Genomic DNA, 25,648 nt, shown 5'->3' with positions numbered 1-25,648 from the left:
TTAAGACCTGGTTTACTCTGACTGAGCGTTGCTTGCAGCTTGCTGCTTATCGTCAGAGGCTACTTCCTGCGCTTTCACCTGCACGCCTGGTTTTACTTTTTGCAGCCCGGTGACGATGACGCGATCGCCCGATTTCACCCCGGTAGTGACCAGCCATTTATCGCCAATCGCCTGCGTTGCAGTGACCTGACGAACCTCGACCTTATCGCCTTCGCCCACCACCATTACGCTGGCATCACCGCGCGGAGTGCGGGTTACACCCTGCTGTGGTACCAGCAGTGCGTCAGGGTTGGTGCCTTCTTGCAAACGCGCGCGGACGAACATACCTGGCAGCAGGGAGTTATCCGGGTTCGGGAAGATAGCGCGCAGAGTGATAGAACCGGTGGTCTGATCAACGGTCACATCAGAAAACTCCAGCGTGCCGCCCTGCGGATACTTCAGACCATCGCTGGTGACCAGCTCGACCTTAGCTTTACCGTTTTCCTGTTTCAGCTTACCGTTTGCCAGCTCCTGTTTCAGGCGCAGGAAATCGTTGCTCGACTGGGTCACGTCAACGTAGATCGGGTCCAGCTGCTGAACGGTGGCCAGCGCGGTGGTCTGGCCGTTCTGCACCAGCGCACCTTCCGTCACTGCCGATTTACCAATACGACCGCTGATAGGCGAAGTCACTTTGGTATACGCCAGGTTAATACGCGCGGTTTCCACGGCAGCTTTTGCCGCCACGACGGCAGCATTGCTCTGCTGAGCGTCAGCAACTGCGGTGTCGTAGTCTTGTTGACTGATATATTTGGTGCCTAACAGTTTCTGGTAACGTTTGACCGTCAGCTGGGCGATGTTTGCCGCCGCCTGTGCTTTGGCTAAGTCGCCTTTTGCGCTTTCGTAGCTGGCCTGATAGGTTGCCGGATCGATCTGATAAAGGGACACGCCTGCCTGGATATCGCTACCTTCAGTGAAGTTACGTTTCAGAATAATGCCACTCACCTGAGGGCGAACTTCAGCAACGCGGTATGCACTGGTGCGGCCAGGCAGCTCGGTGGTGATTTGTAGAGGTGCGGATTTGAGCGTCACAACGCCGACTTCCGGCATTTGCTGGGCCCCTTGTTGAGCCGGTTTGTCGTCACATCCTGTTAGCGCTAAGCTGCCTGAGAGCATCAGAACGACCGCCAGAGGCGTTAACCCTCTGTTTTTGTTCATATGTAAACCTCGAGTGTCCAATTTCAAATTGTTCAGTGGCTCAAACGACCACAAACCCACTACTGTGTTTCTATTATGGTCATGCTATGGTACATACATTCATAAATGTATGTAAACGTAACCTCTGTAAACTCATCGACCTATGGCACGAAAAACCAAACAACAGGCACTTGAAACCCGGCAACACATTCTGGACGTTGCTCTGCGTTTGTTTTCGCAGCAAGGCGTATCATCTACCTCGTTGGCAGCAATTGCAAAAGCTGCAGGAGTGACGAGGGGGGCTATCTACTGGCATTTCAAGAATAAATCAGATTTATTTAATGAAATATGGGTGCTTTCGGAGGCCAGCATTAGTGACCTCGAAGTTGAGTATCGGGCAAAATTCCCCAACGATCCACTGTCAGTTGTTCGTGAGATCTTAGTCTATGTTCTTGAAGCAACGGTGACAGAAGAGCGTCGGCGGCTGATGATGGAAATCATCTTCCATAAATGCGAGTTTGTGGGCGAGATGACGGCGGCCCAGGAGGCGCAGCGCAGCCTCTGTCTCGAGAGCTACGATCGCATCGAGCACACCCTTAACGAATGCATTGCGGCGAAGATGCTGCCGGCCAATTTATTAACCCGGCGGGCGGCGATTTTAATGCGCAGCTACCTTTCTGGCCTGATGGAAAACTGGCTATTTGCGCCGGACTCTTTCGATCTGCAAAAAGACGCGCGCGAATTTGTCGAGACGCTGCTCGAGATGTATCAGTTTTGCCCTTCACTGCGGGCTCCAGCCGAGGCCGCGCTCTAGCGCTTCGCTTAAGTTCCCGACCTGAACCGGCGCGAAAAAATGCCGCTATCCGCCGCTATTCGCGCGCGGGTAGAAGTGCTATTCTGCGCGCTGCGACGACCCCCGGTATTCTCCGGCTTCTGCAACCACTCATGTTAACACTATGCTGCATACTATTCGTTGGCGAAACGCCATTTCCGCTTTTGTAATTGTACTGATGTTTTTCGTTGGCAGCCTTGGCGCAACGCGGGCCTTTGCGGCCGATTTACCCGATCGCTCCGATGTGCAGAGCCAGCTCAATACGCTGAATAAGCAGAAAGAGCTCACTCCCCAGGACAAGCTGGTTCAGCAGGACCTGACGCAAACCCTCGAAACGCTCGATAAAATTGAGCGCATCAAGTCGGAGTCGGCCCAGCTGCGCCAGCAGGTCGATCAGGCCCCGGCAAAAATGCGCCAGGCGGTCGATGGCCTGAACGCGCTCGGCGATGTGCCTGACGATGAGGCCACGCGCAAAACGCTGGCCTCGCTGTCGCTCCGTCAGCTGGAAGCCCGCGTCACTCAGGCCCTCGACGAACTGCAAAATGCCCAGAACGATCTGGCGACGTACAACAGCCAGCTGGTTGCTTTGCAAACCCAGCCGGAGCGCGTGCAGAACGCGATGTACTCGGCGTCCCAGCAGTTGCAGCAGATCCGTAACCGGCTGAACGGCACCTCGGTGGGGGAAGAGGCCCTGCGTCCAACCCTGCAGGGGCTTCTGCTGACACAGCAGGCGCTGCTGAACGCGCAGATCGACCAGCAGCGTAAAAGCCTGGAAGGGAATACCGTCCTGCAGGACACGCTGCAGAAGCAGCGGGACTACGTCAGCGCCAACAGCAACCGTCTGGAGCATCAGCTGCAGCTGCTGCAGGAAGCCGTTAACAGCAAGCGGCTGACGCTGACGGAAAAAACCGCGCAGGAAGCGGTGACGCCCGATGAAACCGCGCGCATTCAGGCCAATCCGCTGGTGAAGCAGGAGCTGGAGATTAACCACCAGCTTAGCCAGAGGCTGATTTCGGCGACTGAAAACGGCAACCAGCTGGTGCAGCGCAATATTAAGGTCAAAAACTGGCTCGATCGCGCGCTGCAGTCGGAACGCGACATTAAAGAACAGATTTCGGTCCTCAAAGGCAGCCTGCTGCTGTCGCGTATCCTTTACCAGCAGCAGCAGACCCTGCCGTCTGCCGACGAGCTGGAGGATATGACCAACCGCATCGCCGACCTGCGCCTCGAACAATTTGAGGTTAACCAGCAGCGCGACGCCCTGTTCCAGAGCGACGCCTACGTCGCAAAACTGGAAGAAGGGCACAGCAGCGACGTGAATCAGGAAGTCCACGACGCCCTGCTGGACGTGGTCGATATGCGCCGCGAGCTGCTCGATCAGTTCAACAAACAGCTGGGTAATCAGCTGATGATGGCGATCAACCTGCAGATTAACCAGCAGCAGCTGATGAGCGTCTCCAGCACCCTGAAGGCCATCCTGACCCAGCAAATTTTCTGGGTTAACAGCAACAAGCCCATGGACTGGGAGTGGATCAAATCCTTCCCTGAAGCGCTGAAAGGGCAGTTTAAGGCGATGAAAATCACCGTAAACTGGGAAAAAGCCTGGCCCGCCGTCTTCGTGGCCTTCCTTGCCGGGCTGCCGCTGCTGCTGATTGCCGGCCTTATCCGCTGGCGCCTGCAGTGGCTGCGCAGCTACCAGGCAAAGCTGGCGTCGCAGGTCGGGCAGCTGCGTAACGATACCCAGCTGCATACGCCAAAAGCGATTTTGATCGATCTGATAAGGGCTCTGCCGGTGGTGCTGCTGATCCTCGCCGCGGGCCTTATTCTGCTGACGATGCAGCTCAATATCAGCGATCTGCTGTGGGCCTACAGCAAGAAGCTGGCGCTGTTCTGGCTGGTGTTTGGCCTGTGCTGGAAGGTTCTGGAAAAAGACGGCGTGGCGGTGAGCCACTTCAATATGCCGCCGCAGCTCACCAGCCACTGGCGTCGGCAGATTGTCCGCGTCAGCCTGGCGCTGCTGCCGCTGAACCTGTGGTCGGTTATCTCCGAACTCTCTCCGCTGCATCTGATGGATGATGTGCTGGGGCAGTTCGTTATCTTTATCAACCTGCTGCTTATCGCGGTGCTGGTGTGGCCGATGTGCCGCGAAAGCTGGCGCGACAAGGAGTCGCACAGCCTGCGCCTGGCGACCGTCACCGTGCTGTCGATCGTCCCCATTGCGCTGATGGCGCTGACTGCAACAGGCTACTTCTATACCACGCTGCGCCTTGCCGGCCGCTGGATTGAAACCGTCTATCTGGTGATGCTGTGGAATCTGCTGTATCAGACCGTGCTGCGCGGCCTGAGCGTGGCGGCCCGCCGCATCGCCTGGCGTCGCGCGCTGGCTCGCCGTCAGCACCTGGTCAAAGAGGGCGCCGAAGGCGCTGAGCCGCAGGAGGAGCCAACGATCGCGCTGGAGCAGGTCAACCAGCAAACGCTGCGCATCACCATGCTGGTGATGATCGCTCTGTTCGGCATTCTGTTCTGGGCTATTTGGTCGGATCTGATCACCGTCTTCGCCTATCTCGACAGCGTCACCCTGTGGCACTACAACGGCACCGAAGCCGGCGTCAACGTGGTAAAAAGCGTCACCATGGGCAGCCTGCTGTTTGCGATAGTGGCCTCGATGGTGGCCTGGGCGCTCATCCGCAACCTGCCGGGTCTGCTGGAAGTGCTAATCCTGTCGCGGCTCAACATGCGCCAGGGGACGTCGTATGCGATAACCTCGATTCTGAACTACGCCATTATCGCCATTGGCGCGATGACGGTGTTTGGCTCGCTGGGGGTATCGTGGGACAAACTGCAGTGGCTGGCGGCCGCACTGTCGGTAGGTTTGGGCTTTGGCTTGCAGGAAATTTTCGGTAACTTCGTTTCCGGCCTGATTATCCTCTTTGAACGCCCGGTACGCATCGGCGATACGGTTACCATCGGGACCTTCTCCGGCACCGTCAGCAAGATCCGCATCCGCGCGACCACCATTACCGACTTTGACCGCAAAGAGGTGATCATTCCGAACAAAGCGTTCGTGACGGAGCGTCTGATCAACTGGTCGCTGTCTGACACCGTTACCCGCGTCGTCATCCGCCTCGGCGTGGCGTACGGCTCGGATCTGGATAAGGTGAAGGAAGTCCTGCTGCAGGCCGCGCATGAGCATCCGAAGGTGATGCCTGAACCAGCGCCGGCGGTCTTCTTCACGACCTTTGGTGCCAGCACGCTGGATCACGAACTGCGTCTCTACGTTCGCGAACTGCGCGATCGCAGCTACACCGTGGATGAGCTAAACCGCACCATCGATCGCCTGTGTCGTGAAAACGATATCAACATCGCCTTCAACCAGCTGGAAGTTCATCTGCGTAATGAAAAGGGTGATGAAGTGACGGAGCTGAAGCGTGAAGTTAAAGGGGACGATCCTTCCCCGGCGCTCGGTTAATTGACTCTCGGGGCGGCCGATGCGCCGCCCCGCAGCCCGCTACTGTTCCTTATTGTTCTGCGCCGATCCCGGCGCGTTCTTTAGCTTGGCTTCATAATCACGGCGAATGATTTCCAGCGCCCCGAGCACCGTGCGCGGGCTGACCTGGTTCTCTTCGAGCAGCATGATTAAATCGACGGCCAGTTTGACTTCATCCGGGGCATTTTCTAGCGACATTCTCATTCCTTCCGTTAGCGCGTCATGCGTGCCAGCACGCTCTCTATTTTTTCCAGCGCATCGCGGCAGCGGGCCAGGCGTCCGGCATAGGCCTCGACCTCTTTCGCCAGGCGCTGCTGCTCATCGAGCGTCGTCGCCTGCAGCCACTGCCGCTGGCGATCGTTGCGCATGGCCAGCAGGCGACGCTCATACTCCTGGTGCTTCAGCCGACGCCGCTGCCAGCGGCCCAGCCCCGATGCCGCGCTGTCCCAGCTGCGCAGCGACCAGGTTGCCGTCTCGCGGCTGATGGCGACAATTTGCGCGGTCAGACGCTCTGCCAGCCAGGCAACCTGCGGCAGCTGCTGGTGGGTGACGGCCTGCTGTAATTTGGCAAAATTATCCTGGGCTTCATCCAGATAGGCCTGCATCAGCGTGCTGCGGGTACGGAACAGCTGGCGATCGAAGCGGGCGCTCAGCGTTGCGTGGTTCGCCAGCGGCGCGACCTCTGCGGCCAGCCGGGCAAGCTGCTCTTCCAGCGAGTGTAAAAGCCGGGTTGTTTTCAAATAACTCCTCCCTACCCTGATAAGCAACTATGCTACAGTAGCCACATCTGCTTGATAACGATTCGCATTATGCCACGTATTATTTTAATCATCATTGGCTGGCTGGCGGTAGTTCTGGGAACGCTGGGCGTCTTCCTGCCTTTACTGCCGACGACGCCGTTTATTCTGCTGGCGGCCTGGTGCTTTGCCCGCTCATCGCCGCGTTTTCATCACTGGCTGCTGTATCGCTCGTGGTTTGGCGGCTACCTGCGCCACTGGCAGCAGCACCGCGCCATGCCGCCCGGCGCCAAGCCGCGGGCGATAGCGATGATTATACTGACCTTTGCCATTTCCCTGTGGCTGGTTAAGCTTACGTGGGTACGCATCATGCTGCTGGTGATTTTGGCCTGTCTGCTGATATTTATGTGGCGTATTCCGGTGGTTGATGCAAAGCAACAAAAGCACTGATGCGCCATAATGCCTGTTGCAATTGTCGCTGACAGTCAGTAAATTCGAGCGTTTTCGAGCGCGGGTACGCCTGGTCAAAGGTTAATCAAATGTTTCCCTGGCCCGTTTGGCGCGTCCGTGAGTAACACCGTTTTTATCAGGCATAAACTTATGACCGCAACTGCACAGCAGCTTGAATATCTGAAGAACAGCATCCAAAGCATTCAGGACTATCCGAAACCGGGTATCCTTTTCCGTGATGTCACCAGCTTGCTGGAAGACCCGCAGGCCTATGCCCTGAGCATCGAGCTGCTGACCGAGCGTTACAGAAATGCCGGCATCACCAAGGTGGTGGGTACCGAAGCGCGCGGTTTCCTGTTTGGCGCACCGGTTGCGCTGGCGCTGGGTGTTGGCTTCGTTCCGGTACGTAAACCGGGTAAGCTGCCGCGTGAAACTATCTCCGAGAGCTACGAGCTCGAGTACGGCACCGACAGCCTGGAAATCCACGTTGACGCCATCAAAGAAGGCGACAAGGTGCTGGTGGTTGACGATCTGCTGGCGACCGGCGGCACCATCGATGCGACCGTGAAGCTGATCCGCCGTCTGGGCGGTGAGGTGCAGGATGCTGCTTTCGTCATCAACCTGTTCGATCTGGGCGGCGAGCAGCGTCTCGATAAGCTGGGCATCAACAGCTACAGCCTGGTTCCGTTCCCGGGTCACTAAGCATTTACCGATACATAGCCTCGCCGATCCGGCGGGGCTGTGATAGCATGGCCCCTTCGTGATTTCACCTTCCAGCGTTTCAGAGCCAGCCCATGAGTTATCAGGTCTTAGCCCGTAAATGGCGCCCACAAACCTTTGCTGACGTCGTCGGCCAGGAACATGTGCTGACCGCACTGGCGAACGGCTTGTCGTTAGGGCGCATCCATCACGCTTATCTCTTTTCCGGCACCCGCGGGGTAGGTAAAACCTCCATTGCGCGCCTGCTGGCAAAAGGGTTGAACTGTGAAACCGGCATTACCGCCACGCCGTGCGGCGTGTGCGACAACTGCCGTGAAATAGAGCAGGGGCGCTTCGTCGATTTGATAGAGATCGATGCCGCCTCGCGGACGAAAGTCGAAGATACCCGCGATCTGCTGGACAACGTTCAGTACGCGCCGGCCCGTGGCCGCTTCAAAGTCTACCTGATTGATGAAGTCCACATGCTGTCGCGCCACAGCTTCAACGCGTTGTTAAAGACGCTGGAGGAGCCGCCCGCGCACGTCAAATTCCTGCTGGCCACCACCGATCCGCAAAAGCTGCCGGTGACGATCCTGTCGCGCTGCCTTCAGTTCCATCTGAAGGCGCTGGACGTCGAGCAGATCCGCCATCAGCTTGAGCATATCCTCGGCGAAGAGCAGATTGCCTTTGAATCCCGCGCGCTGCAGCTGCTGTCGCGTGCGGCGGACGGCAGCCTGCGTGACGCCCTGAGCCTGACCGATCAGGCCATTGCCAGCGGCGATGGTCGCCTGACGACGGAGTCGGTCAGCGCGATGCTTGGCACCCTGGACGACGACCAGGCGCTCTCTTTAATTGAGGCGCTGGTAGCCGCCGACGGCGAGCGGGTCATGGCCGGCGTTAACGAGGCCGCGTCGCGCGGCGTTGAGTGGGAGGCGCTGCTGGTCGAAATGCAGAGCCTGCTGCACCGTATCGCGATGGTACAGCTGTCGCCCTCGGCGCTGGGTGCCGATATGGCCGCGATAGAGCAGCGCATGCGCGAGCTTGCGCGCACCGTCCCGCCTGCCGATGTACAGCTATACTATCAGACGCTGCTGATTGGCCGTAAAGAGCTGCCCTATGCCCCGGACCGGCGCATGGGCGTTGAGATGACCCTGCTGCGCGCGCTGGCTTTCCATCCGCATAAGCCGCTGCCCGAGCCGGAGGTCCGGCCGGTGCAGACCATAGCCGCCGCACCGCCGCAGGCCGCAGCGGCGCCGCCGGTTCAGCCGCCGCCGCAGAATTTGCCGCAGAACACCAGTCAGGTACTGGCGGCGCGGAGCCATCTGCAGCGTAATCAGGGAGCACCCAGCCCAAAAAAGAGTGAACCGGCAGCCGCATCCCGCGCGCGGCCGGTGAATAACTCTGCGCTGGAGCGTCTGAGTTCGATTACCGAGCGCGTGCAGGCACGTCCTGCTGCAGCGGCGCTGGAGCAGGCCCCGGCGAAGAAAGAAGCCTATCGCTGGAAATCGACGACCGTCGTCGAAACGGTGAAGGAAGAAGTTGCCACGCCGAAGGCGCTGAAGAAAGCGCTGGAGCATGAGAAAACCCCGGAGCTGGCGGCAAAGCTCGCCGTTGAAGCGGTCGAACGCGATAGCTGGGCGGCGGAAGTTAACCAGCTTGCGGTACCGAAGCTGGTCGAGCAGGTGGCGCTCAACGCGTGGAAAGAGCAGGACGGTAACCGTATCTGCCTGCATCTACGGCCGAGCCAGCGGCATCTCAACTCCGCTGGCGCGCAGCAAAAGCTGGCGGAAGCGCTCGGCGTTTTATACGGCGCAGCGGTTGAACTGACCATCGTGGAAGACGATAATCCTGCGATGCGCACGCCGCTGGAGTGGCGGCAGGCAATTTATGAAGAGAAGCTCACGCAGGCGCGTGAAGCGATTATTGCGGATAACAACATCCAGACGCTGCGCCGGTTCTTCGATGCAGACCTGGATGAAGAGAGTATTCGCCCCATTTGATGACAAGTTCGACTTGCCATCATCATCCTTAACGATGACCTACTGAGAGAGAAGCCTATGTTTGGTGGAAAAGGCGGCCTGGGTAACCTGATGAAGCAGGCCCAGCAGATGCAGGACAAAATGCAGCAGATGCAGGAAGAGATTGCCCGGCTGGAAGTGACCGGTGAATCCGGCGCAGGGCTGGTTAAAGTCACCATCAACGGCGCGCACAACTGCCGTCGCGTGGAGATCGACCCAAGCCTGCTGGAAGATGACAAAGATATGCTGGAAGACCTCGTGGCTGCGGCCTTCAACGATGCGGCGCGCCGCATTGAAGAGACCCAGAAAGAGAAGATGGCCTCCGTCTCTTCCGGTATGCAGCTGCCGCCTGGCTTTAAGATGCCGTTCTGATGCAAACCAGCCCGCTGTTAACTCAGCTTATGGAAGCACTGCGCTGCCTGCCGGGCGTTGGCCCAAAGTCGGCGCAGCGCATGGCGTTTACGCTACTTCAGCGCGATCGCAGCGGCGGGATGCGTCTGGCGCAGTCATTGACGCGCGCCATGTCGGAAATCGGCCACTGTGCCGATTGCCGCACCTTCACCGAGCAGGAGGTGTGCAATATTTGCAGCAATCCGCGCCGCCGGGAGAACGGGCAGATCTGCGTGGTGGAGAGTCCAGCGGACATCTATGCCATCGAGCAGACCGGGCAGTTTTCCGGCCGCTACTTCGTCCTGATGGGCCACCTGTCGCCGCTTGACGGGATTGGACCGGATGACATCGGGCTTGACCGCCTGGAGCAGCGGCTGCGTGACGAATCGATGCAGGAAGTGATCCTCGCCACCAACCCAACGGTAGAAGGCGAAGCGACCGCGAACTACATTGCCGAACTCTGCGCGCAGTACGGCGTCGAGGCCAGCCGCATCGCCCACGGCGTGCCGGTTGGTGGCGAGCTGGAGATGGTTGACGGCACCACGCTGTCACACTCCCTCGCCGGACGGCATAAGATCCGGCTTTAGTCCGACATTCAGGCTGCTGGCGCGCGTCGTCCGCAGCCTGAATTATTTCGCGCATTCGGCATTTTTCGCCGCCATTGCTTGAAAAATTTTCCTGCCGTCCCCATCTCACACTCAACGGTTTTTTTACCATTAAACATGGCATTGTTGAGGTTAAGCTAGATGAAAGGACAAGAAACTCGCGGTTTTCAGTCAGAGGTAAAACAGCTTCTGCACCTGATGATCCACTCTCTCTATTCCAATAAAGAAATCTTCCTGCGCGAGCTTATTTCCAACGCCTCCGATGCGGCCGACAAGCTGCGCTTTCGCGCGCTGTCGCAGCCGGATCTCTACGAGGGCGACGGTGAGCTGCGCGTGCGGGTCTCTTTTAACAAAGATGACCGCACCCTGACCATCGCCGACAACGGCATCGGGATGAATCGCGACGAGGTTATCGATCATCTCGGGACGATTGCCAAATCCGGCACCAAATCGTTCCTCGAATCGATGGGCTCCGATCAGGCAAAAGACAGCCAGCTGATTGGCCAGTTTGGCGTCGGCTTCTACTCCGCGTTTATCGTGGCCGATAAGGTCACCGTACGCACGCGTGCCGCGGGCGACAGCGCCGAAAACGGTGTATTCTGGGAGTCCGCCGGCGAAGGCGACTACACCGTTGCCGATATCACCAAGGCCGATCGCGGAACTGAGATAACCCTGCATCTGCGCGAAGGCGAGGATGATTTCCTCAACGACTGGCGCGTGCGCTCGATCATCAGCAAATACTCCGACCATATCGCGCTGCCGGTAGAGATTGAAAAACAGGAAGAAGTTGACGGTGAAACCGTTATCTCCTGGGAGAAAATCAACAAGGCGCAGGCGCTGTGGACGCGCAACAAGTCGGAAATTAAAGACGACGAGTACCACGAGTTCTTTAAGCACATTGCCCACGACTATAGCGACCCGCTGACCTGGAGCCACAATCGCGTTGAAGGGAAGCAGGAGTACACCAGCCTGCTGTATATCCCGTCCCAGGCGCCGTGGGATATGTGGAACCGCGATCATAAACATGGCCTGAAGCTGTACGTTCAGCGCGTCTTCATCATGGACGACGCCGAGCAGTTCATGCCTAACTACCTGCGCTTCGTCCGCGGCCTCGTTGATTCCAACGACCTGCCGCTGAACGTATCGCGCGAAATCCTGCAGGACAGCAGCGTCACCCGCAACCTGCGCAGCGCGCTGAGCAAGCGCGTGCTGCAGATGCTGGAAAAACTGGCGAAAGACGATGCCGAAAAATATCAGACCTTCTGGCAGCAGTTCGGCCTGGCGCTGAAAGAGGGCCCGGCGGAAGACAGCGCGAACCAGCAGACCATTGCTAAGCTGCTGCGCTTCGCCAGTACGCATACCGACTCCGCCGCGCAGACTGTGTCGCTGGAAGAGTACGTCTCCCGCATGAAAGAAGGGCAGGAGAAGATTTACTACATCACCGCCGACAGCTACGCCGCCGCGAAGAGCAGCCCGCACCTCGAGCTGCTACGTAAGAAAGGCATCGAAGTGCTGCTGCTCTCTGACCGCATTGACGAGTGGATGATGAGCTATCTGACCGAGTTCGACGGCAAGGCGTTCCAGTCGGTAGCCAAAACCGACGAGTCGCTGGATAAGCTGGCGGATGAAGTCGATGAAAGCACCAAAGAGGCCGAAAAGGCGCTGGAGCCGTTCGTTGACCGCGTGAAAACGCTGCTGGGCGAGCGGGTGAAAGAGGTTCGTCTGACCCACCGTCTGACCGATACGCCGGCCATCGTCACCACCGATGCGGATGAGATGAGCACCCAGATGGCGAAGCTGTTCGCCGCTGCGGGCCAGGCTGCGCCGGAAGTGAAGTACATCTTTGAACTGAACCCGGCTCATCAGCTGGTTAAACGCGCCGCGGATACCCAGGATGATGCTCAGTTTGGCGAATGGGTTGAGCTGCTGCTCGATCAGGCGCTGCTGGCCGAGCGCGGTACGCTGGAAGATCCTAACCAGTTTATCCGCCGCATGAACCAGCTGCTGGCATCCTAACACCTGCCCTCAATACCCTCTCCCGAAACGGGGGAGGGTATCTGCCTCAAACCTTCTGAAATACCCTCTTCAGCCAAAATAAACTGACCATTAACCGTTTCAGCCGCTCTGCCTTCCTTGAGCCATCTGCGTTCTGGTGGTATGGTTTAGCGTTTTTGAAAAATAGAATCGACTTTTGAGGGGATTTTCGTAATGCGTATTATTCTGCTTGGCGCTCCGGGCGCGGGTAAAGGAACTCAGGCTCAGTTCATCATGGAGAAATACGGTATTCCGCAAATCTCTACCGGTGATATGCTGCGCGCGGCTGTGAAATCTGGCTCTGAGCTGGGTAAGCAAGCCAAAGACATTATGGACGCCGGCAAGCTGGTGACCGATGAGCTGGTGATTGCGCTGGTGAAAGAGCGTATTACCCAGGAAGATTGCCGCAACGGCTTCCTGCTCGACGGCTTCCCGCGCACCATTCCTCAGGCTGACGCCATGAAAGAAGCGGGCATCGCCGTCGATTACGTCCTTGAGTTTGACGTACCGGACGAGCTGATCGTCGATCGCATCATCGGTCGCCGCGTCCACGCCGCTTCCGGCCGCGTTTACCACATCAAATTCAACCCGCCGAAGGTTGAAGGCAAAGATGACGTGACCGGCGAAGAGCTGAGCACCCGTAAAGACGATCAGGAAGAGACCGTGCGTAAGCGCCTGGTGGAATACCATCAGATGACCGCGCCGCTGATCGGCTACTACCAGAAAGAAGCGCAGGCGGGTAACACCCAATACGCCAAAGTTGACGGCACCAAAGCCGTGGCTGAAGTTCGCGCTGAGCTGGAAAAAATCCTCGGCTAATCCCGTGCGTTCTCATCCCGTCATTACGGGGTGAGAACACCTCTCATTCTACCTTTTTCTATGATTGGTTCCGTTTAGCGCCATTTCAGCTACAATTGGCTGCGATTCAAATGGTTAAGAGGCGGTAATGCATCAGACGAAAACAGGTATCTTGCTGGCCAATTTAGGCACTCCCGATGCGCCCACGCCCGACGCGGTGAAGCGCTATCTGCGACAATTTCTGAGCGACAAACGGGTCGTTGATACGCCTCGTCTGCTGTGGTGGCCGCTGCTGCGCGGCGCGATCCTCCCTCTGCGCTCCCCGAGGGTGGCGAAGCTTTACCAGTCGGTCTGGATGGAAGAGGGCTCGCCGCTGATGGTCTACAGCCGTCAGCAGCAGCAGGCGCTGGCCGCCCGACTGCCGGAGACGCCGGTGGCGCTGGGGATGAGCTACGGTTCACCCTCGCTGGAAAGCGCGGTGGATGAGCTGCTGGCCCAGGGCGTTGACCATATCGTGGTGCTGCCGCTCTATCCCCAGTACTCCTGTTCCACCGTGGCGGCGGTTTGGGACGAGCTGGCGCGGATCCTCGGCAAAAAGCGGGCGATCCCGGGTGTCTCCTTCATCCGTGATTACGCCGACGACGCGGACTATATTGCGGCGCTCGCCGCCAGCGTTCGCGCTTCGTTTGCCGAACACGGCGAGCCGGACGTGCTGCTGCTCTCCTATCACGGTATTCCGCAGCGCTACGCTAGCGAAGGGGATGTCTACCCGCAGCGCTGCCGCGACACCACCCGTGAGCTGGTCTCCGCGCTGGATCTCTCGCCCGATCGGGTGATGATGACCTACCAGTCGCGCTTTGGCCGCGAGCCGTGGCTGACTCCGTATACCGACGAGACGCTGAAAATGCTGGGCGAGCAGGGCGTGAAGCACGTCCAGGTTATCTGTCCTGGATTTTCCGCCGACTGCCTGGAGACGCTGGAAGAGATTGCCGTGCAGAACCGCGAGTTCTTCCTCGAGGCCGGCGGACAGAAATATGAATATATTCCCGCTCTCAACGCCGACGCGGCGCATATTGAAATGATGGTTAACCTGACGGCAGCGTATCGCTAATCGCGTGCGGCGCGGGGAATATGCTACTATTCCCCGCCTGTCCACTGCCACTAAACCACCACTATGAAATTTCCCGGTAAACGCAAATCTAAACACTACTTTCCCGTCAACGCCCGCGATCCGCTGCTGCAGCAAATTCAGCCGGAAAATGAATCCGCTATTTCCTGGGTGGTCGGCATTGACCAGACGCTGGTAGATATCGAAGCGAAAGTGGATGAGGCGTTTATCGAGCGCTACGGCCTGAGCGCCGGACATTCGCTGGTGATTGAAGATGATATCGCCGAGGCGCTTTATCAGGATCTGCTGCATAACGATCTTATCACCCACCAGTTTGCCGGTGGCACCATCGGCAATACCATGCACAACTATTCGGTGCTGGCGGACGATCGCTCGGTGCTGCTTGGCGTGATGTGCAGCAATATCGACATCGGCGGCTACGCCTATCGCTATCTTTGTAATACCTCCAGCCGCACCGATCTTAACTATCTTCAGGGCGTGGACGGGGCGATCGGCCGCTGCTTCACCCTGATCGGCGACTCCGGCGAGCGCACCTTCGCCATCAGCCCAGGGCACATGAATAAGCTGCGCCCGGAAAGTATCCCGGAAGCGGTGATTGCCGGCGCCTCAGCGCTGGTCCTGACCTCATATCTGGTGCGCTGCAAGCCCGGCGAACCGATGCCGGACGCCACGATGAAAGCGATTGAGTATGCGAAAAAACACGACGTGCCGGTGGTGCTGACGCTGGGTACCAAATACGTCATTGCCGACAACCCGCAGTGGTGGCAGGCCTTCCTGAAGGAAAATGTCTCGATTCTGGCGATGAACGAAGAAGAGGCCGAGGCGCTGACCGGGCTTGCCGATCCGCTGCTGGCCTCAGATAAGGCGCTGGAGTGGGTTGATCTGGTGCTATGCACCGCCGGGCCTGCGGGCCTGTATATGGCCAGCTTCACCGAAGACGAGGCGAAACGCAAAACCCAGCACCCGCTGCTGCCGGGGGCCATTGCCGAGTTTAATCAGTACGAGTTCAGCCGCGCGATGCGCCATCAGGATTGTCTAAACCCGCTGCGTATTTACTCCCACATCGCCCCGTACATGGGCGGGCCTGAGAAAATCATGAATACCAACGGTGCCGGCGACGGCGCGCTGGCGGCGCTGCTGCACGATATCACGGCCAACAACTACCACCGCAATAACGTCCCCAACTCCAGCAAGCACAAGTGCAAGTGGCTGACCTACTCATCCCTGGCGCAGGTGTGCAAATACGCGAACCGCGTAAGCTATCAGGTACTGAATCAGCACTCGCCGCGTTTAACCCGCGGGCTGCCGGAGCGGGAAGACAGCCTCGAAGAGGCGTACTGGGAGCGTTAAGCGCGTTTCCCTCGCCGCAGGGGAGGGAAACCGTTAGACGGGACAGGTTCACGCCCTCAGCCGAGGCGAGAGGGCGTCAGAGCTTAGCCGGTGACCACTTCACCCGCCGGCGGCGTTTCCAGCAGCAGCAGCATGGCGCGGGCGATTTCGCGCTCGCCCATGACCACCTGGTTCGCGCCGCGTTCGACAATATAGTCCACTTCGTCATCATAGTGCGCGCGGGCGATAATCTCGATGTTCGGGCACTTCTCGCGCGCAGAGGCTACGATTTCTCCCGCCTCGTAGCCGTTAGGGATGGTCAGAAGCAGCCAGCGGGCGCAGTCCAGATGCGCCAGATTCATAATCTCTTCGTTTGCCGCATTGCCCAGCACCGCGCGAATGCCGCGTTCGCGCAGCTCGTCCACGCGGGTGCGTGACGTTTCGATAACCACCAGCGGAATACCCTGCGCCATCAGCTTCTCGCCGAGCAGGCTGCCGACGCGGCCAAAGCCGACCAGCAGCGCGTGATTGCAGATATCGACCGGAATTTGCTTCTCTTCTTCCAGCACCTCTTCGAGGGTTTGCTCGTCGAGTGTTTCGGTTTTAACGAGGTATTTCTCCAGCAGCGCGAACAGCACCGGGTTGAGCATAATGGAGATAATCGCCCCGGCAAGCACCAGGTTCTGCCCGGCCTGTGGCAGCAGATCCAGCGCCATGCCGAGCCCGGCGAGGATAAAGGCGAACTCGCCGATTTGCGCCAGGCTGGCGGCGATGGTCAGCGCGGTGCGCGTAGAGTGGCCGAACATCCGCACGAGGAAGTAGGCCACCAGCGATTTACCGAAGATGATAATCGCCAGCGTTGCCAGCACCGCCAGCGGCTGCTCCAGCAGGATCATCGGGTCGAACAGCATGCCGACGGAAACAAAGAACAGCACCGCGAACGCGTCGCGAAGCGGCAGCGTATCGTGGGCGGCGCGATGGCTGAGCTCGGATTCGTTGAGCACCATGCCGGCGAAAAAGGCGCCGAGGGCAAAGGAGACGTCAAACAGTTCAACCGCGCCGAAGGCAATTCCGAGTGCCAGCGCCAGCACCGAAAGCGTAAACAGTTCGCGCGAGCCGGTCGCGGCGCTGCGCGATAAAATCCACGGCACCAGGCGGCGGCCAACCAGCATCATAATGGCGATAAAGGCGACGACTTTGCCGATAGTGATGCCCATATCCACGGTCAGCGACGCCAGGCCGACGTCGCCTTTTTCCGTCATTCCGGCGACGGCGGGCAGCAGGACCAGCGTCAGCACCATCACTAAATCTTCGACGATGAGCCAGCCGATGGCGATTTGCCCTCGCTGGCTATCAATAAGCTGGCGTTCTTCCAACGCGCGCAGCAGCACCACGGTACTGGCGGTAGAAAGACACAGGCCAAAAACGATACCGGTCATCAGCGACCAGCCCAGCATTGCTGAAAGCGCCATACCTAGCAGCGTTGCCACGCCTATCTGGGCAATCGCGCCGGGGATGGCTATCGACTTTACCGCCATTAAATCTTTTAAAGAGAAATGCAGACCGACGCCGAACATCAGCAAAATGACCCCAAGCTCGGCCAGCTCTGGCGCCAGCTTGGTATCAGCAACAAAACCCGGGGTAAAAGGGCCGGAGAGTACGCCCGCTAACAGGTAGCCCACCAGTGGAGAAATACGTAGCTTATTGGCGATCATGCCAAAAATAAAAGCGAGGACCAGCCCGCCGACAATGGTGGTGATAAGCGGTGTTGCGTGGTGCATTCCGTCTCCTTGCATGTGGTGAGCCAATCCATTTTCGGTATTAAGCACCTCATCCTTCAGGCTGCATCGGCGTTAGCTTCGCGCGTTCATCCTGCTCGCGGCCCTGATGCAACTCGAATGATAGGGGGCATAAACCTAAAAACCGATTAATAGTTTATGACACTTTTAGCCGTTTTGTTTATGAATAATTATTGAATTATGCAGAAAACTGGAATTAGCCCGCAAAAAAGCACAGATCGGAAAACAGGGGTAGGTAATGCTGGGGCGATCCTGATGGGGTAAGGGATGACGGCAGCCAAAGTTTCACTTTGGCTGCCGTATAATCACGCTTTTTGATGATTGTTAGGGAGGAATATCGTCAATATGCCGAGCAGAGGCAGGAAAGCGCAGATTTTATAGACCAGCTCGATACTGGTGTGATCGGCTAACAGCCCCAGCACCGCGGCTCCCAGGCCGCCCATGCCGAATGCAAAGCCGAAGAACAGGCCGGAAACCATGCCAATTCGGCCCGGTAATAGCTCCTGGGCGTAAACCAGAATGGCAGAAAACGCCGATGCGAGGATAAAACCAATTATCATGGTCAAAATCCCCGTCCACTCGAGGGTGGCATAGGGTAAAACAAGGGTAAACGGCGCTACGCCGAGGATAGAACCCCAAATAACGTATTTCCGCCCAATTTTATCGCCGACAGGCCCGCCAATCACCGTTCCTGCGGCAACCGCGAACAGGAAGATAAACAGGTGAATCTGCGCGTTTTGGATCGATAAGCCAAACTTATCCATCAGATAAAAGGTGTAATAGCTGCTAATGCTCGCCATATAGAAGTATTTCGAGAAAATAAGCATCAGCAGGATGCTTACCGCCAGAATAACTTTATTTTTGGGCAGCGGATTAGCGATGACGGCCTTAGGTTTCCCTTTGTTCATCCGATGCTGCGCGGCGTACCAGCGGCTGATTTGCGACAGCACAACGATAGCCAGCAGCGCGGCCAGTACGAACCAGGCAACGTTGCCTTTGCCGTAAGGGGCAATGATCACCGCCGCCAGCAGCGGGCCCAGCGAGCTGCCAAAGTTTCCGCCAACCTGGAACAGCGACTGCGCCAGGCCGTGGCGTCCGCCGGAGGCCATGCGCGCCACGCGAGAAGATTCCGGATGGAAGACCGAGGAGCCGGTACCGACCAGCGCGGCGGCCAGCAGCACCGTACCAAAGCTTCCCGCCAGCGCCAGCAGCACCAGCCCGCAGAGGGTAAAGCACATGCCAACGGGCAGCGACCACGGCATCGGGTGCTTATCGGTTATATAGCCCACCACCGGCTGCAGGAGCGAAGATGCGAGCTGGAAGGTGAGGGTGATCATGCCGATTTGCACAAAGGAGAGGGAAAACTCCGACTGTAGCAGCGGGTAGATCGCGAGGATCAGCGACTGGATCATATCGTTCAGCAGGTGGGAAAGGCTGATGGCCCCCAGAATGCGAAACGAGGTGCGTGCTTTTTGCGGCGGCGCAGCGGAGCCGGGTAAGGGTTGAGCAGTCTGATTCATTGCCATAGATTCGCTTAAAGGTTCTTATGAGAGGATGCAGGTGGAATTATTATCTGACTAACATACCCGCGCCTAAGGTTTGAAGGAAGCCGCAATTCTGAAAACCTATTTGTCTAATGGCTTAACTCGCTATACTTTCGGCACTTGTTATTAAATCAGGGAGTGAAAGATGCAATTTGTGAAACAGGGTGTGGCGCTGGCGTTATTGGCGGCGCTATCGCTGGGAAGCCTGTCAGCGCAGGCCTATGAGCAGGATAAAACCTATAAAATCACCATCCTGCATACCAACGATCACCACGGACATTTCTGGCGTAGCGATTACGGTGAATACGGTCTGTCGGCGCAAAAAACGCTGGTGGACGGTATTCGCAAAGAGGTTGCCGCCGAGGGCGGCAGCGTGCTGCTGCTGTCCGGCGGCGATATTAATACCGGGGTTCCGGAGTCTGATTTACAGGATGCGGAGCCTGACTTTCGCGGCATGAACCTGGTGGGCTACGACGCCATGGCGGTGGGCAACCACGAGTTCGATAATCCACTCAGCGTGCTGCGCCAGCAGGAGAAGTGGGCTAAATTCCCGTTCCTGTCGGCTAATATTTACCAGAAAAGCACCGGTGAGCGCCTGTTTAAGCCCTGGGCCCTGTTTAAGCGCGGCGGGCTGAATATCGCGGTGATTGGCCTGACGACGGACGATACGGCGAAAATTGGCAACCCGGAGTACTTCACCGATATTGAATTCCGCAACCCGGCGGAAGAAGCGAAGCTGGTGATTCAGGAGCTGCAGCAGAATGAAAAGCCGGACGTCATTCTGGCGACGACCCATATGGGCCATTATGACAACGGCGCTCACGGTTCTAATGCCCCGGGCGACGTGGAGATGGCGCGCAGCCTCCCTGCCGGAGCGCTGGCGATGATCGTCGGCGGCCATTCGCAGGATCCGGTATGCATGGCGGCGGAGAATAAAAAGCAGGTGGATTATGTTCCCGGTACGCCGTGCGCGCCGGACAGGCAAAACGGTATCTGGATAGTCCAGGCGCACGAATGGGGTAAATACGTGGGCCGCGCGGATTTTGAATTCCGCAACGGTGAAATGAAGCTGGTGCACTATCAGCTGATCCCGGTCAACCTGAAGAAAAAGGTGACCTACGACAACGGCCAGAGCGAACGCGTGCTCTATACGCCGCAGATCCCGGAAAACGCGCAGATGCTGTCGCTGCTGACGCCGTTCCAGAATAAGGGCAAAGCGCAGCTGCAGGTGAAAATCGGCAGCGTCAACGGCCATCTTGAGGGCGATCGTAGCAAGGTACGCTTCGTGCAGACCAATATGGGACAGCTTCTGCTGGCGGCGCAGATGGCGCGCAGCGGCGCCGATTTTGCGGTGATGAGCGGCGGCGGTATCCGCGACTCCATCGAAGCCGGGGATATTACCTATAAAGACGTGATGAAGGTGCAGCCGTTCGGCAACGTGCTGGTGTATGTCGATATGAACGGCCAGGAGGTGACGGAGTATCTTACCACCGTGGCGCAGATGAAGCCCGATTCCGGGGCCTATCCGCAGTTCGCCAACGTCAGCTTTGTGGCGAAAGACGGCAAGCTGAATGATTTGAAAATCAAAGGCCAGCCGGTCGATCCGACGAAAACCTACCGCATGGCGACCCTGAGCTTTAACGGCACCGGCGGCGACGGCTATCCGCACATCGACGCTAAGCCAGGCTACGTCAACACCGGGTTCATCGACGCTGAAGTGCTGAAGGAGTATATCCAGAAGAACTCCCCGCTGGACGCGGCGGCGTTTGAGCCGAAAGGCGAGGTGAGCTGGCAGTAACGGGGCCGCGTCGCTCGCCGGGTCGTGGGTTCAGCCCGGCGAAGCGCAGCGCGAGGTGGCTGGAAAGATTAATCGCGGCGGGCGATATCGGCGAACTTCGCATCCAGGATTTTCGCCAGATCGCTGGCCGCCAGCTCGATATCCAGTCCGCGTTTGCCGCCTGAGATATACACGCTGGCGAACTCCTGCGCCGGGGCGTCAATCACCGTCGGCAGGCGCTTTTTCTGGCCAAGCGGGCTGATGCCGCCGACCAGATAGCCGGTTACCCGCTGCGCCACCATCGGGTCGGCCATATCCACTTTCTTCGCGCCCAGGGCTTTGGCCACTTTTTTCAAATCCAGCTGACCGGCAACCGGGGTGACCGCGACGGCCAGATGCTTCATATCCCCGTTGAGCGCCACCAGCAGCGTTTTATACACCCGATCGGCGTTCAGGCCGAGCTTGCGCACCACTTCGTCGCCGAAATTGGTTTCGCCGGGATCGTGATCGTAGCTGTGGATCGTAAAAGCAATTTTGTTTTTTTCGAGTAATTTAACGGCGGGAGTCATCGCTATCCTTCTTACCAACCGATCTAATGTACGTTAAGCATACGCCTGATGATTGTGTAAAAAATAGTACCATCTTGCGCAATAGTATTGGCAGTGATGGTCACTTTGAGCGACAATCGAACGATCCGAGGTGCGAATCTCGGGATAATAATAATGATGAAATTCCTCTTTGACGGGCCAATAGAAATATTGGCCATTTTTTTACGTCAGCATATCAGGCAGGTTCCCTTCACCGTATAAATGCAGCGCGCCGACGGCGACAACGTAGCGCCCCGGAGGCAGAGCCAGCAGCGTCTCGCGCCAGGCGAGGTTGCGCTGATGCATCAGAACATCGTACAGCGACTGGCTAAAGGTTGTGGGTAGCGAGGTCGCCCCTGTTGTCGGCGGCTGCTCCAGCCACCAGCCGATCATCACCTGCAGAAGACGGGCGTTGGTTCGCCAGTGGGTCAGCGTGTCTTCCAGCAGCGCCAGCCCGCCGTCGGGCAAATCGCGCAGCAGCGCAATCTGGCTATCGGTCCCCTCCAGCTCCATCACCCGCACGCGGCTTTCGCGCGCCGCCATCAGCAGCTGATAATCAATCCCGTAATCCGGACGAAGCCCCAGCTTTTGCGCCTGGGTCGCCTGCAGCACCATGGCAACCTGCCACAGCGGCTGGCTATCGAAGAGGGCGGTTGCCAGCCCCAGCTCCGCGGCGCGGGCTTCCAGCTCAACGAGCTGCTCGGGACTCAGGCGCTCGGCCAGCGGCGGATAAGAGGGGAGGTTGCTGAAGGGCGTTTCGTTCCCGGTAATATCGGCTTCCACAATCAGCGCATCGGCCTGGCGAATTTTTTTCAGCAGCCTGGCCGGGGGCGGCGCCATATCGCGGGTGCCCATATGAATACTGCCGACGAGGTGCAGATAGCGCCCGCCTGGGAGGGTAACATCCAGTGCCGGCCAGGAATAAGACGAGCCAACGGCGGATCGCCACAGCATTTTTATTCGGTTTAACAGGCCCATACGCGCTCCGCAAAGTGAAGAACTCATGCTAGCGCGCGCGGCCTGAGGGTGCAAGCGTGGGCGGGAGGATCGGCGTGTAATAGCCCGGACAGTGCGTGATGCCGCTGTCCGGGAAGGGGTCAGGTGCTGACCCGCGCGAGGGGCTACTCTTTTGGTTTAAAACGCAGCAGCCGGTTGGCGTTGCTCACCACGGTAATGGAAGAGAGCGCCATCGCCGCCCCGGCAACCACCGGGTTGAGCAGCGTGCCTGTCAGCGGCCAGAGGATCCCGGCGGCAATCGGAATACCCAGCGAGTTATAGACAAAGGCGCCCAGCAGGTTCTGCTTCATATTACGCAGCGTGGCCTTTGCAATCGCCAGCGCGTCGGCGACGCCGTTCAGGCTATGGCGCATCAGGGTAATCGCCGCCGTTTCAATGGCGACGTCGCTGCCGCCGCCCATCGCAATGCCGACATCGGCCTGCGCCAGCGCCGGGGCGTCGTTAATACCATCGCCGACCATCGCGACCTGGTGGCCCTGGCTTTGCAGACGCTTGATGGCATCGGCTTTACCGTCCGGCAGGACGCCGGCAATCACCTCATCGATACCCGCCTCTTTGGCGATGGCGTTGGCCGTAATCGGGTTATCCCCGGTGAGCATCACCAGACGGTAGCCCTGGCGATGCAGGCGGGCCAGCGCCGCCACGCTGTCGCTGCGCAGCGGATCGCGAATGGCGATCAGCGCGGCAACCTCGCCGTCGACCGCCAGCAGCACCGGCGTGGCGCCCTGCGAGGCCTGAGCGTTGAGATCGCTCTCCGCCGCGTCGGTGGCAATATTCTGCTCGTTGAGCAGCGCCTGGTTACCGAGCAGGAGACGATGGCCGTCGGCTTCGCCGCTCACCCCCAGCCCGCGAAGGGTACGGAAGTTGCCGACCGTTGGCAGCGTGATCTCCGCCGCTTTGTCGAGGATCGCCCGCGCCAGAGGGTGGCTGGAGCCCTGCTCCAGCGCGGCGGCCAGGCGTAAAGCGCTCGCCTCGTCGAGATCAGTAAAGGTTTTCACCGCCACAACCTGCGGTTTCCCCTCGGTCAGGGTCCCGGTTTTATCGAATACGACGGTATCCAGCTGGCTGGCGCGCTGCAGCGCATCGGCATCGCGCACCAGCACGCCGTACTCCGCCGCCCGCCCGACGCCGGAAATAATCGACATCGGCGTGGCCAGGCCCAAAGCGCAGGGACAGGCGATAATCAGCACCGTGGTGGCGATTATCAGGGTATAGACGATTTGCGGCGCCGGACCGAAGAAGTACCAGATTGCTGCGCTGAACAGCGCAATGACCACCACCGTCGGGACGAAGACGGCGGAAATTTTATCCGCCAGCTGGCCGATTTCGGGCTTACTGCTCTGCGCCTGGCGCACCATGCGGATAATACGCGCCAGCGTGGTCTGACTCCCCACGGCGCTGGCGGTAAACAGGACGCTGCCGTCCTGCACAACCGTACCGGCGTGCAGCGGATCTCCGTCGCCTTTTTGCTGTGGGATCGGTTCACCGGTGAGCATGGCTTCATCCATCCAGGCCTCGCCCTGCGAGATGATGCCGTCAACCGGCACCCGGTCGCCGGTGGTCAGACGCAGGGTCATGCCGGGCATAACGTCGGCCAGCGGTACGCTTTTTTCGCCCTCTGGCGTGACGACGCGTGCCGACGGCGGCGTCAGATCGAGCAGCTTTTCCAGCGCCCGCGAAGAGCGCTGCCGGGCGCGGGCTTCCAGCATATGGCCGAGGTTAATCAGGCCGATAATCATGGCGCTGGCTTCATAGTAGAGGTGGCGGGCTTCCATCGGGAACCACTGCGGCCACAGGTTGACGCTCATTGAGTAGAGCCAGGCGACCCCGGTACCCAGCGCCACCAGCGTATCCATAGTGGCGGTGGCGTTTCTCAGGCTTTTCCAGGCGCTGCGATAGAAGTGGCCGCCGGCAAAGACCATCACCGCCAGGGTGACAAGCCCGATAGCCAGCCACAGCGAGCGGTTGTCGTCGGTGACCATCATGTTGTCACCGAACATCCCCCACACCATCACCGGAACGCCCACCAGCAGGGCGACGATCGCCTGCCAGCGGAAGCGTTTCATGGTGGCGATGGCGGTCTCCTGCTGGCGCTCGCGGCGCTCCAGGTCATCTTCGATAGCCTCGGCACCGTAGCCTGCTTTCTCCACCGCCTGCACTAATTCTGCGGCGGACGCGCTGCCCATGACCAGCGCAGTGCGTTCCGCCAGGTTTACCCGCGCCTGTGCGACGCCCGGTACCGCGGCAAGCGCCTTCTGTACCCGGGAAACGCAGCTGGCGCAGCTCATGCCGTTGATCAGCAGCTGTTGACTGTCATCGGTATCATGGGCTGCCGGAAGCGCAGGAGAGGCCGCTGTCAGTGCTTCCGACGGGAGTGTTGATTCCGCCAGCGGTTTAGCCTTTGGGTGGCTGAGCTCCGCACCGTATCCGGCTTTCTGAATCGTGTCGATGAGCGCTTCAGCGCTGGCGCTACCGGTGACGTGGGCTTCGGTCGTGGTGACCTCCGCCAGCTCAACGTCAGGACGCTGCTCCAGGCTCTCTTTTACGCGTTTGACGCAGTGGCCGCAGGTGAGGCCATCGAGCGTCAGGTCGATGGTTTGTGACATAACAAACTCCTTTATTACGTGGATGAGCTGACTGTGATAAAGGTTAAACCTTCCAGCAAGGGGAAGGTCAAGGCGTTTTATCGTTTAGGATGATGTCCGTGTTCCGGAGCGACAGCGCCTGAATACCCGATCGCCGAAAAACGGTCGTAGACTTCAGTTCAGGTCATTCTGTTTTCGAGTACAACGTTAAGACCGACGTCGATTTTTCTGTTTTAATCGTGAGTCGTTACGGCGTTGATTCCGTTTTTTTGCTTAATATTGCGGCTATTGCTCCGCTAAAACGGATGCTGGAGTGACAGTCACACAATGTGCCTGGCGAATGGGTCGGCACGTAAGGACATCTAAAGTGGAATTTCTTTCCTGAAAAGCGCCAGTACCTCTTCCGATATGGGATCCATCAAAAGGATGTCCAGCGTATACGATGCTGCGGGCGGGCTATGAGGTTGTATTTGTCCTGAGTTTTTCTTGCTGTCTGGTAAATTGAATTTACAAGACCTATCCAACCTAACCAGGGAATATAGCGAGCGATAACCGCAGCAAGGTTATTCGTTTTACGCATTCTCACGCCGACGCGCTTAACCTGATAAAAAATATGGCTTATATTTTTTTCCCTGCGCACAGGGTTGGTTATTGTGCG

General features: G+C 58.4%; 20 protein-coding genes, 1 pseudogene and 1 other annotated feature. Of the genes and pseudogenes, 12 read left to right on the top strand and 9 right to left on the bottom strand.

Annotated features, from left to right (window positions below; all coding sequences use genetic code 11):
- Positions 1 to 12: 12 nt before the first annotated feature.
- Positions 13 to 1,194: a multidrug efflux RND transporter periplasmic adaptor subunit AcrA gene (gene acrA / locus HCK03_RS20440; RefSeq protein ID WP_041144358.1), complete on the bottom strand. Its 1,182-nt coding sequence runs from the start codon at positions 1,192 to 1,194 to the stop codon at positions 13 to 15.
- Between the two features lie 142 nt (positions 1,195 to 1,336).
- Between acrA and acrR the strand changes: the two genes are divergently transcribed.
- Together acrR and mscK are read left to right on the top strand one after the other, a co-directional pair.
- Positions 1,337 to 1,987 (top strand): multidrug efflux transporter transcriptional repressor AcrR, encoded by a 651-nt coding sequence (acrR, locus tag HCK03_RS20435; protein WP_041144359.1) that lies wholly within the window; start codon positions 1,337 to 1,339, stop codon positions 1,985 to 1,987.
- Between the two features lie 142 nt (positions 1,988 to 2,129).
- Complete coding sequence (gene mscK / locus HCK03_RS20430) at positions 2,130 to 5,474, top strand: mechanosensitive channel MscK (RefSeq protein ID WP_115193436.1); 3,345 nt, start codon at positions 2,130 to 2,132, stop codon at positions 5,472 to 5,474.
- Between the two features lie 39 nt (positions 5,475 to 5,513).
- On the opposite strand, the gene rsmS is transcribed toward mscK, so the two are convergent.
- Together rsmS and priC are read right to left on the bottom strand one after the other, a co-directional pair.
- Positions 5,514 to 5,690, bottom strand: coding sequence for a pleiotropic regulatory protein RsmS (gene rsmS, locus HCK03_RS20425; protein ID WP_071844892.1), 177 nt, complete (start codon positions 5,688 to 5,690; stop codon positions 5,514 to 5,516).
- A 14-nt stretch (positions 5,691 to 5,704) separates the two neighbouring features.
- Positions 5,705 to 6,232 carry a primosomal replication protein N'' gene (gene priC / locus HCK03_RS20420; RefSeq protein WP_143992494.1) on the bottom strand — a complete coding sequence of 176 codons (528 nt, stop codon included), beginning with the start codon at positions 6,230 to 6,232 and terminating at the stop codon, positions 5,705 to 5,707.
- A gap of 69 nt (positions 6,233 to 6,301) precedes the next feature.
- On the opposite strand from priC, the gene HCK03_RS20415 reads away from it, so the two are divergent.
- The 9 genes from HCK03_RS20415 to HCK03_RS20375 all read left to right on the top strand — a co-directional run bounded on the left by HCK03_RS20415 (position 6,302) and on the right by HCK03_RS20375 (position 15,702).
- The gene (locus tag HCK03_RS20415; protein WP_041147537.1) at positions 6,302 to 6,679 is read left to right on the top strand and encodes a DUF454 family protein; all 378 of its coding nucleotides are present in this window, start codon (positions 6,302 to 6,304) and stop codon (positions 6,677 to 6,679) included.
- A gap of 150 nt (positions 6,680 to 6,829) precedes the next feature.
- A complete protein-coding gene (gene apt, locus HCK03_RS20410; protein ID WP_041144362.1) occupies positions 6,830 to 7,381 on the top strand; it encodes an adenine phosphoribosyltransferase in 552 nt (183 codons plus the stop codon).
- Positions 7,382 to 7,473: 92 nt separating this feature from the next.
- Positions 7,474 to 9,378, top strand: coding sequence for a DNA polymerase III subunit gamma/tau (gene dnaX, locus HCK03_RS20405; RefSeq protein ID WP_115193434.1), 1,905 nt, complete (start codon positions 7,474 to 7,476; stop codon positions 9,376 to 9,378).
- Positions 8,711 to 8,775, top strand: a sequence feature (DnaX frameshifting element). Its footprint overlaps the gene before it by 65 nt.
- A 57-nt stretch (positions 9,379 to 9,435) precedes the next feature.
- Entirely contained in the window at positions 9,436 to 9,768 is a 333-nt protein-coding gene (locus HCK03_RS20400; protein ID WP_041144364.1) for a YbaB/EbfC family nucleoid-associated protein, read from the top strand.
- Positions 9,768 to 10,373 carry a recombination mediator RecR gene (recR, locus tag HCK03_RS20395; protein WP_041144365.1) on the top strand — a complete coding sequence of 202 codons (606 nt, stop codon included), beginning with the start codon at positions 9,768 to 9,770 and terminating at the stop codon, positions 10,371 to 10,373. The genes HCK03_RS20400 and recR overlap by 1 nt, the downstream gene beginning before the upstream one ends.
- 159 nt (positions 10,374 to 10,532) lie before the next feature.
- The gene (gene htpG / locus HCK03_RS20390; protein WP_167692110.1) at positions 10,533 to 12,407 is read left to right on the top strand and encodes a molecular chaperone HtpG; all 1,875 of its coding nucleotides are present in this window, start codon (positions 10,533 to 10,535) and stop codon (positions 12,405 to 12,407) included.
- Between the two features lie 192 nt (positions 12,408 to 12,599).
- Complete coding sequence (gene adk / locus HCK03_RS20385) at positions 12,600 to 13,244, top strand: adenylate kinase (protein WP_041144367.1); 645 nt, start codon at positions 12,600 to 12,602, stop codon at positions 13,242 to 13,244.
- 127 nt (positions 13,245 to 13,371) lie between these two features.
- Positions 13,372 to 14,334 carry a ferrochelatase gene (hemH, locus tag HCK03_RS20380; protein ID WP_041144368.1) on the top strand — a complete coding sequence of 321 codons (963 nt, stop codon included), beginning with the start codon at positions 13,372 to 13,374 and terminating at the stop codon, positions 14,332 to 14,334.
- Positions 14,335 to 14,397: 63 nt separating this feature from the next.
- Positions 14,398 to 15,702 (top strand): inosine/guanosine kinase, encoded by a 1,305-nt coding sequence (locus HCK03_RS20375; protein ID WP_135185108.1) that lies wholly within the window; start codon positions 14,398 to 14,400, stop codon positions 15,700 to 15,702.
- Positions 15,703 to 15,785: 83 nt separating this feature from the next.
- Here HCK03_RS20375 and ybaL read toward each other — a convergent pair whose 3' ends face one another.
- On the bottom strand, positions 15,786 to 17,462 hold the full coding sequence (ybaL, locus tag HCK03_RS20370; protein ID WP_167692109.1) for a YbaL family putative K(+) efflux transporter: 1,677 nt from the start codon (positions 17,460 to 17,462) through the stop codon (positions 15,786 to 15,788).
- 323 nt (positions 17,463 to 17,785) lie between these two features.
- Entirely contained in the window at positions 17,786 to 19,006 is a 1,221-nt protein-coding gene (locus HCK03_RS20365; protein ID WP_041144371.1) for an MFS transporter, read from the bottom strand.
- A gap of 163 nt (positions 19,007 to 19,169) precedes the next feature.
- On the opposite strand from HCK03_RS20365, the gene ushA reads away from it, so the two are divergent.
- On the top strand, positions 19,170 to 20,822 hold the full coding sequence (ushA, locus tag HCK03_RS20360) for a bifunctional UDP-sugar hydrolase/5'-nucleotidase UshA (RefSeq protein ID WP_167692108.1): 1,653 nt from the start codon (positions 19,170 to 19,172) through the stop codon (positions 20,820 to 20,822).
- Between the two features lie 68 nt (positions 20,823 to 20,890).
- On the opposite strand, the gene ybaK is transcribed toward ushA, so the two are convergent.
- From ybaK to HCK03_RS26450, 4 genes and pseudogenes are all read right to left on the bottom strand, one after another.
- On the bottom strand, positions 20,891 to 21,370 hold the full coding sequence (gene ybaK / locus HCK03_RS20355) for a Cys-tRNA(Pro)/Cys-tRNA(Cys) deacylase YbaK (protein ID WP_076944707.1): 480 nt from the start codon (positions 21,368 to 21,370) through the stop codon (positions 20,891 to 20,893).
- A 201-nt stretch (positions 21,371 to 21,571) separates the two neighbouring features.
- Positions 21,572 to 22,366: a TraB/GumN family protein gene (locus HCK03_RS20350; protein WP_167692107.1), complete on the bottom strand. Its 795-nt coding sequence runs from the start codon at positions 22,364 to 22,366 to the stop codon at positions 21,572 to 21,574.
- 143 nt (positions 22,367 to 22,509) lie between these two features.
- Complete coding sequence (gene copA, locus HCK03_RS20345; RefSeq protein ID WP_167692106.1) at positions 22,510 to 25,011, bottom strand: copper-exporting P-type ATPase CopA; 2,502 nt, start codon at positions 25,009 to 25,011, stop codon at positions 22,510 to 22,512.
- Between the two features lie 397 nt (positions 25,012 to 25,408).
- Positions 25,409 to 25,582: pseudogene (locus tag HCK03_RS26450) on the bottom strand (STM2901 family protein); the annotation flags it as partial.
- Positions 25,583 to 25,648 lie beyond the last annotated feature (66 nt).

This window comes from Klebsiella terrigena, assembly GCF_012029655.1.
Classification (GTDB): domain Bacteria; phylum Pseudomonadota; class Gammaproteobacteria; order Enterobacterales; family Enterobacteriaceae; genus Klebsiella; species Klebsiella terrigena.
The sequence above is the reverse complement of the archived record's forward strand: the minus strand, read 5'-3'. Positions and strand labels throughout refer to the sequence as shown.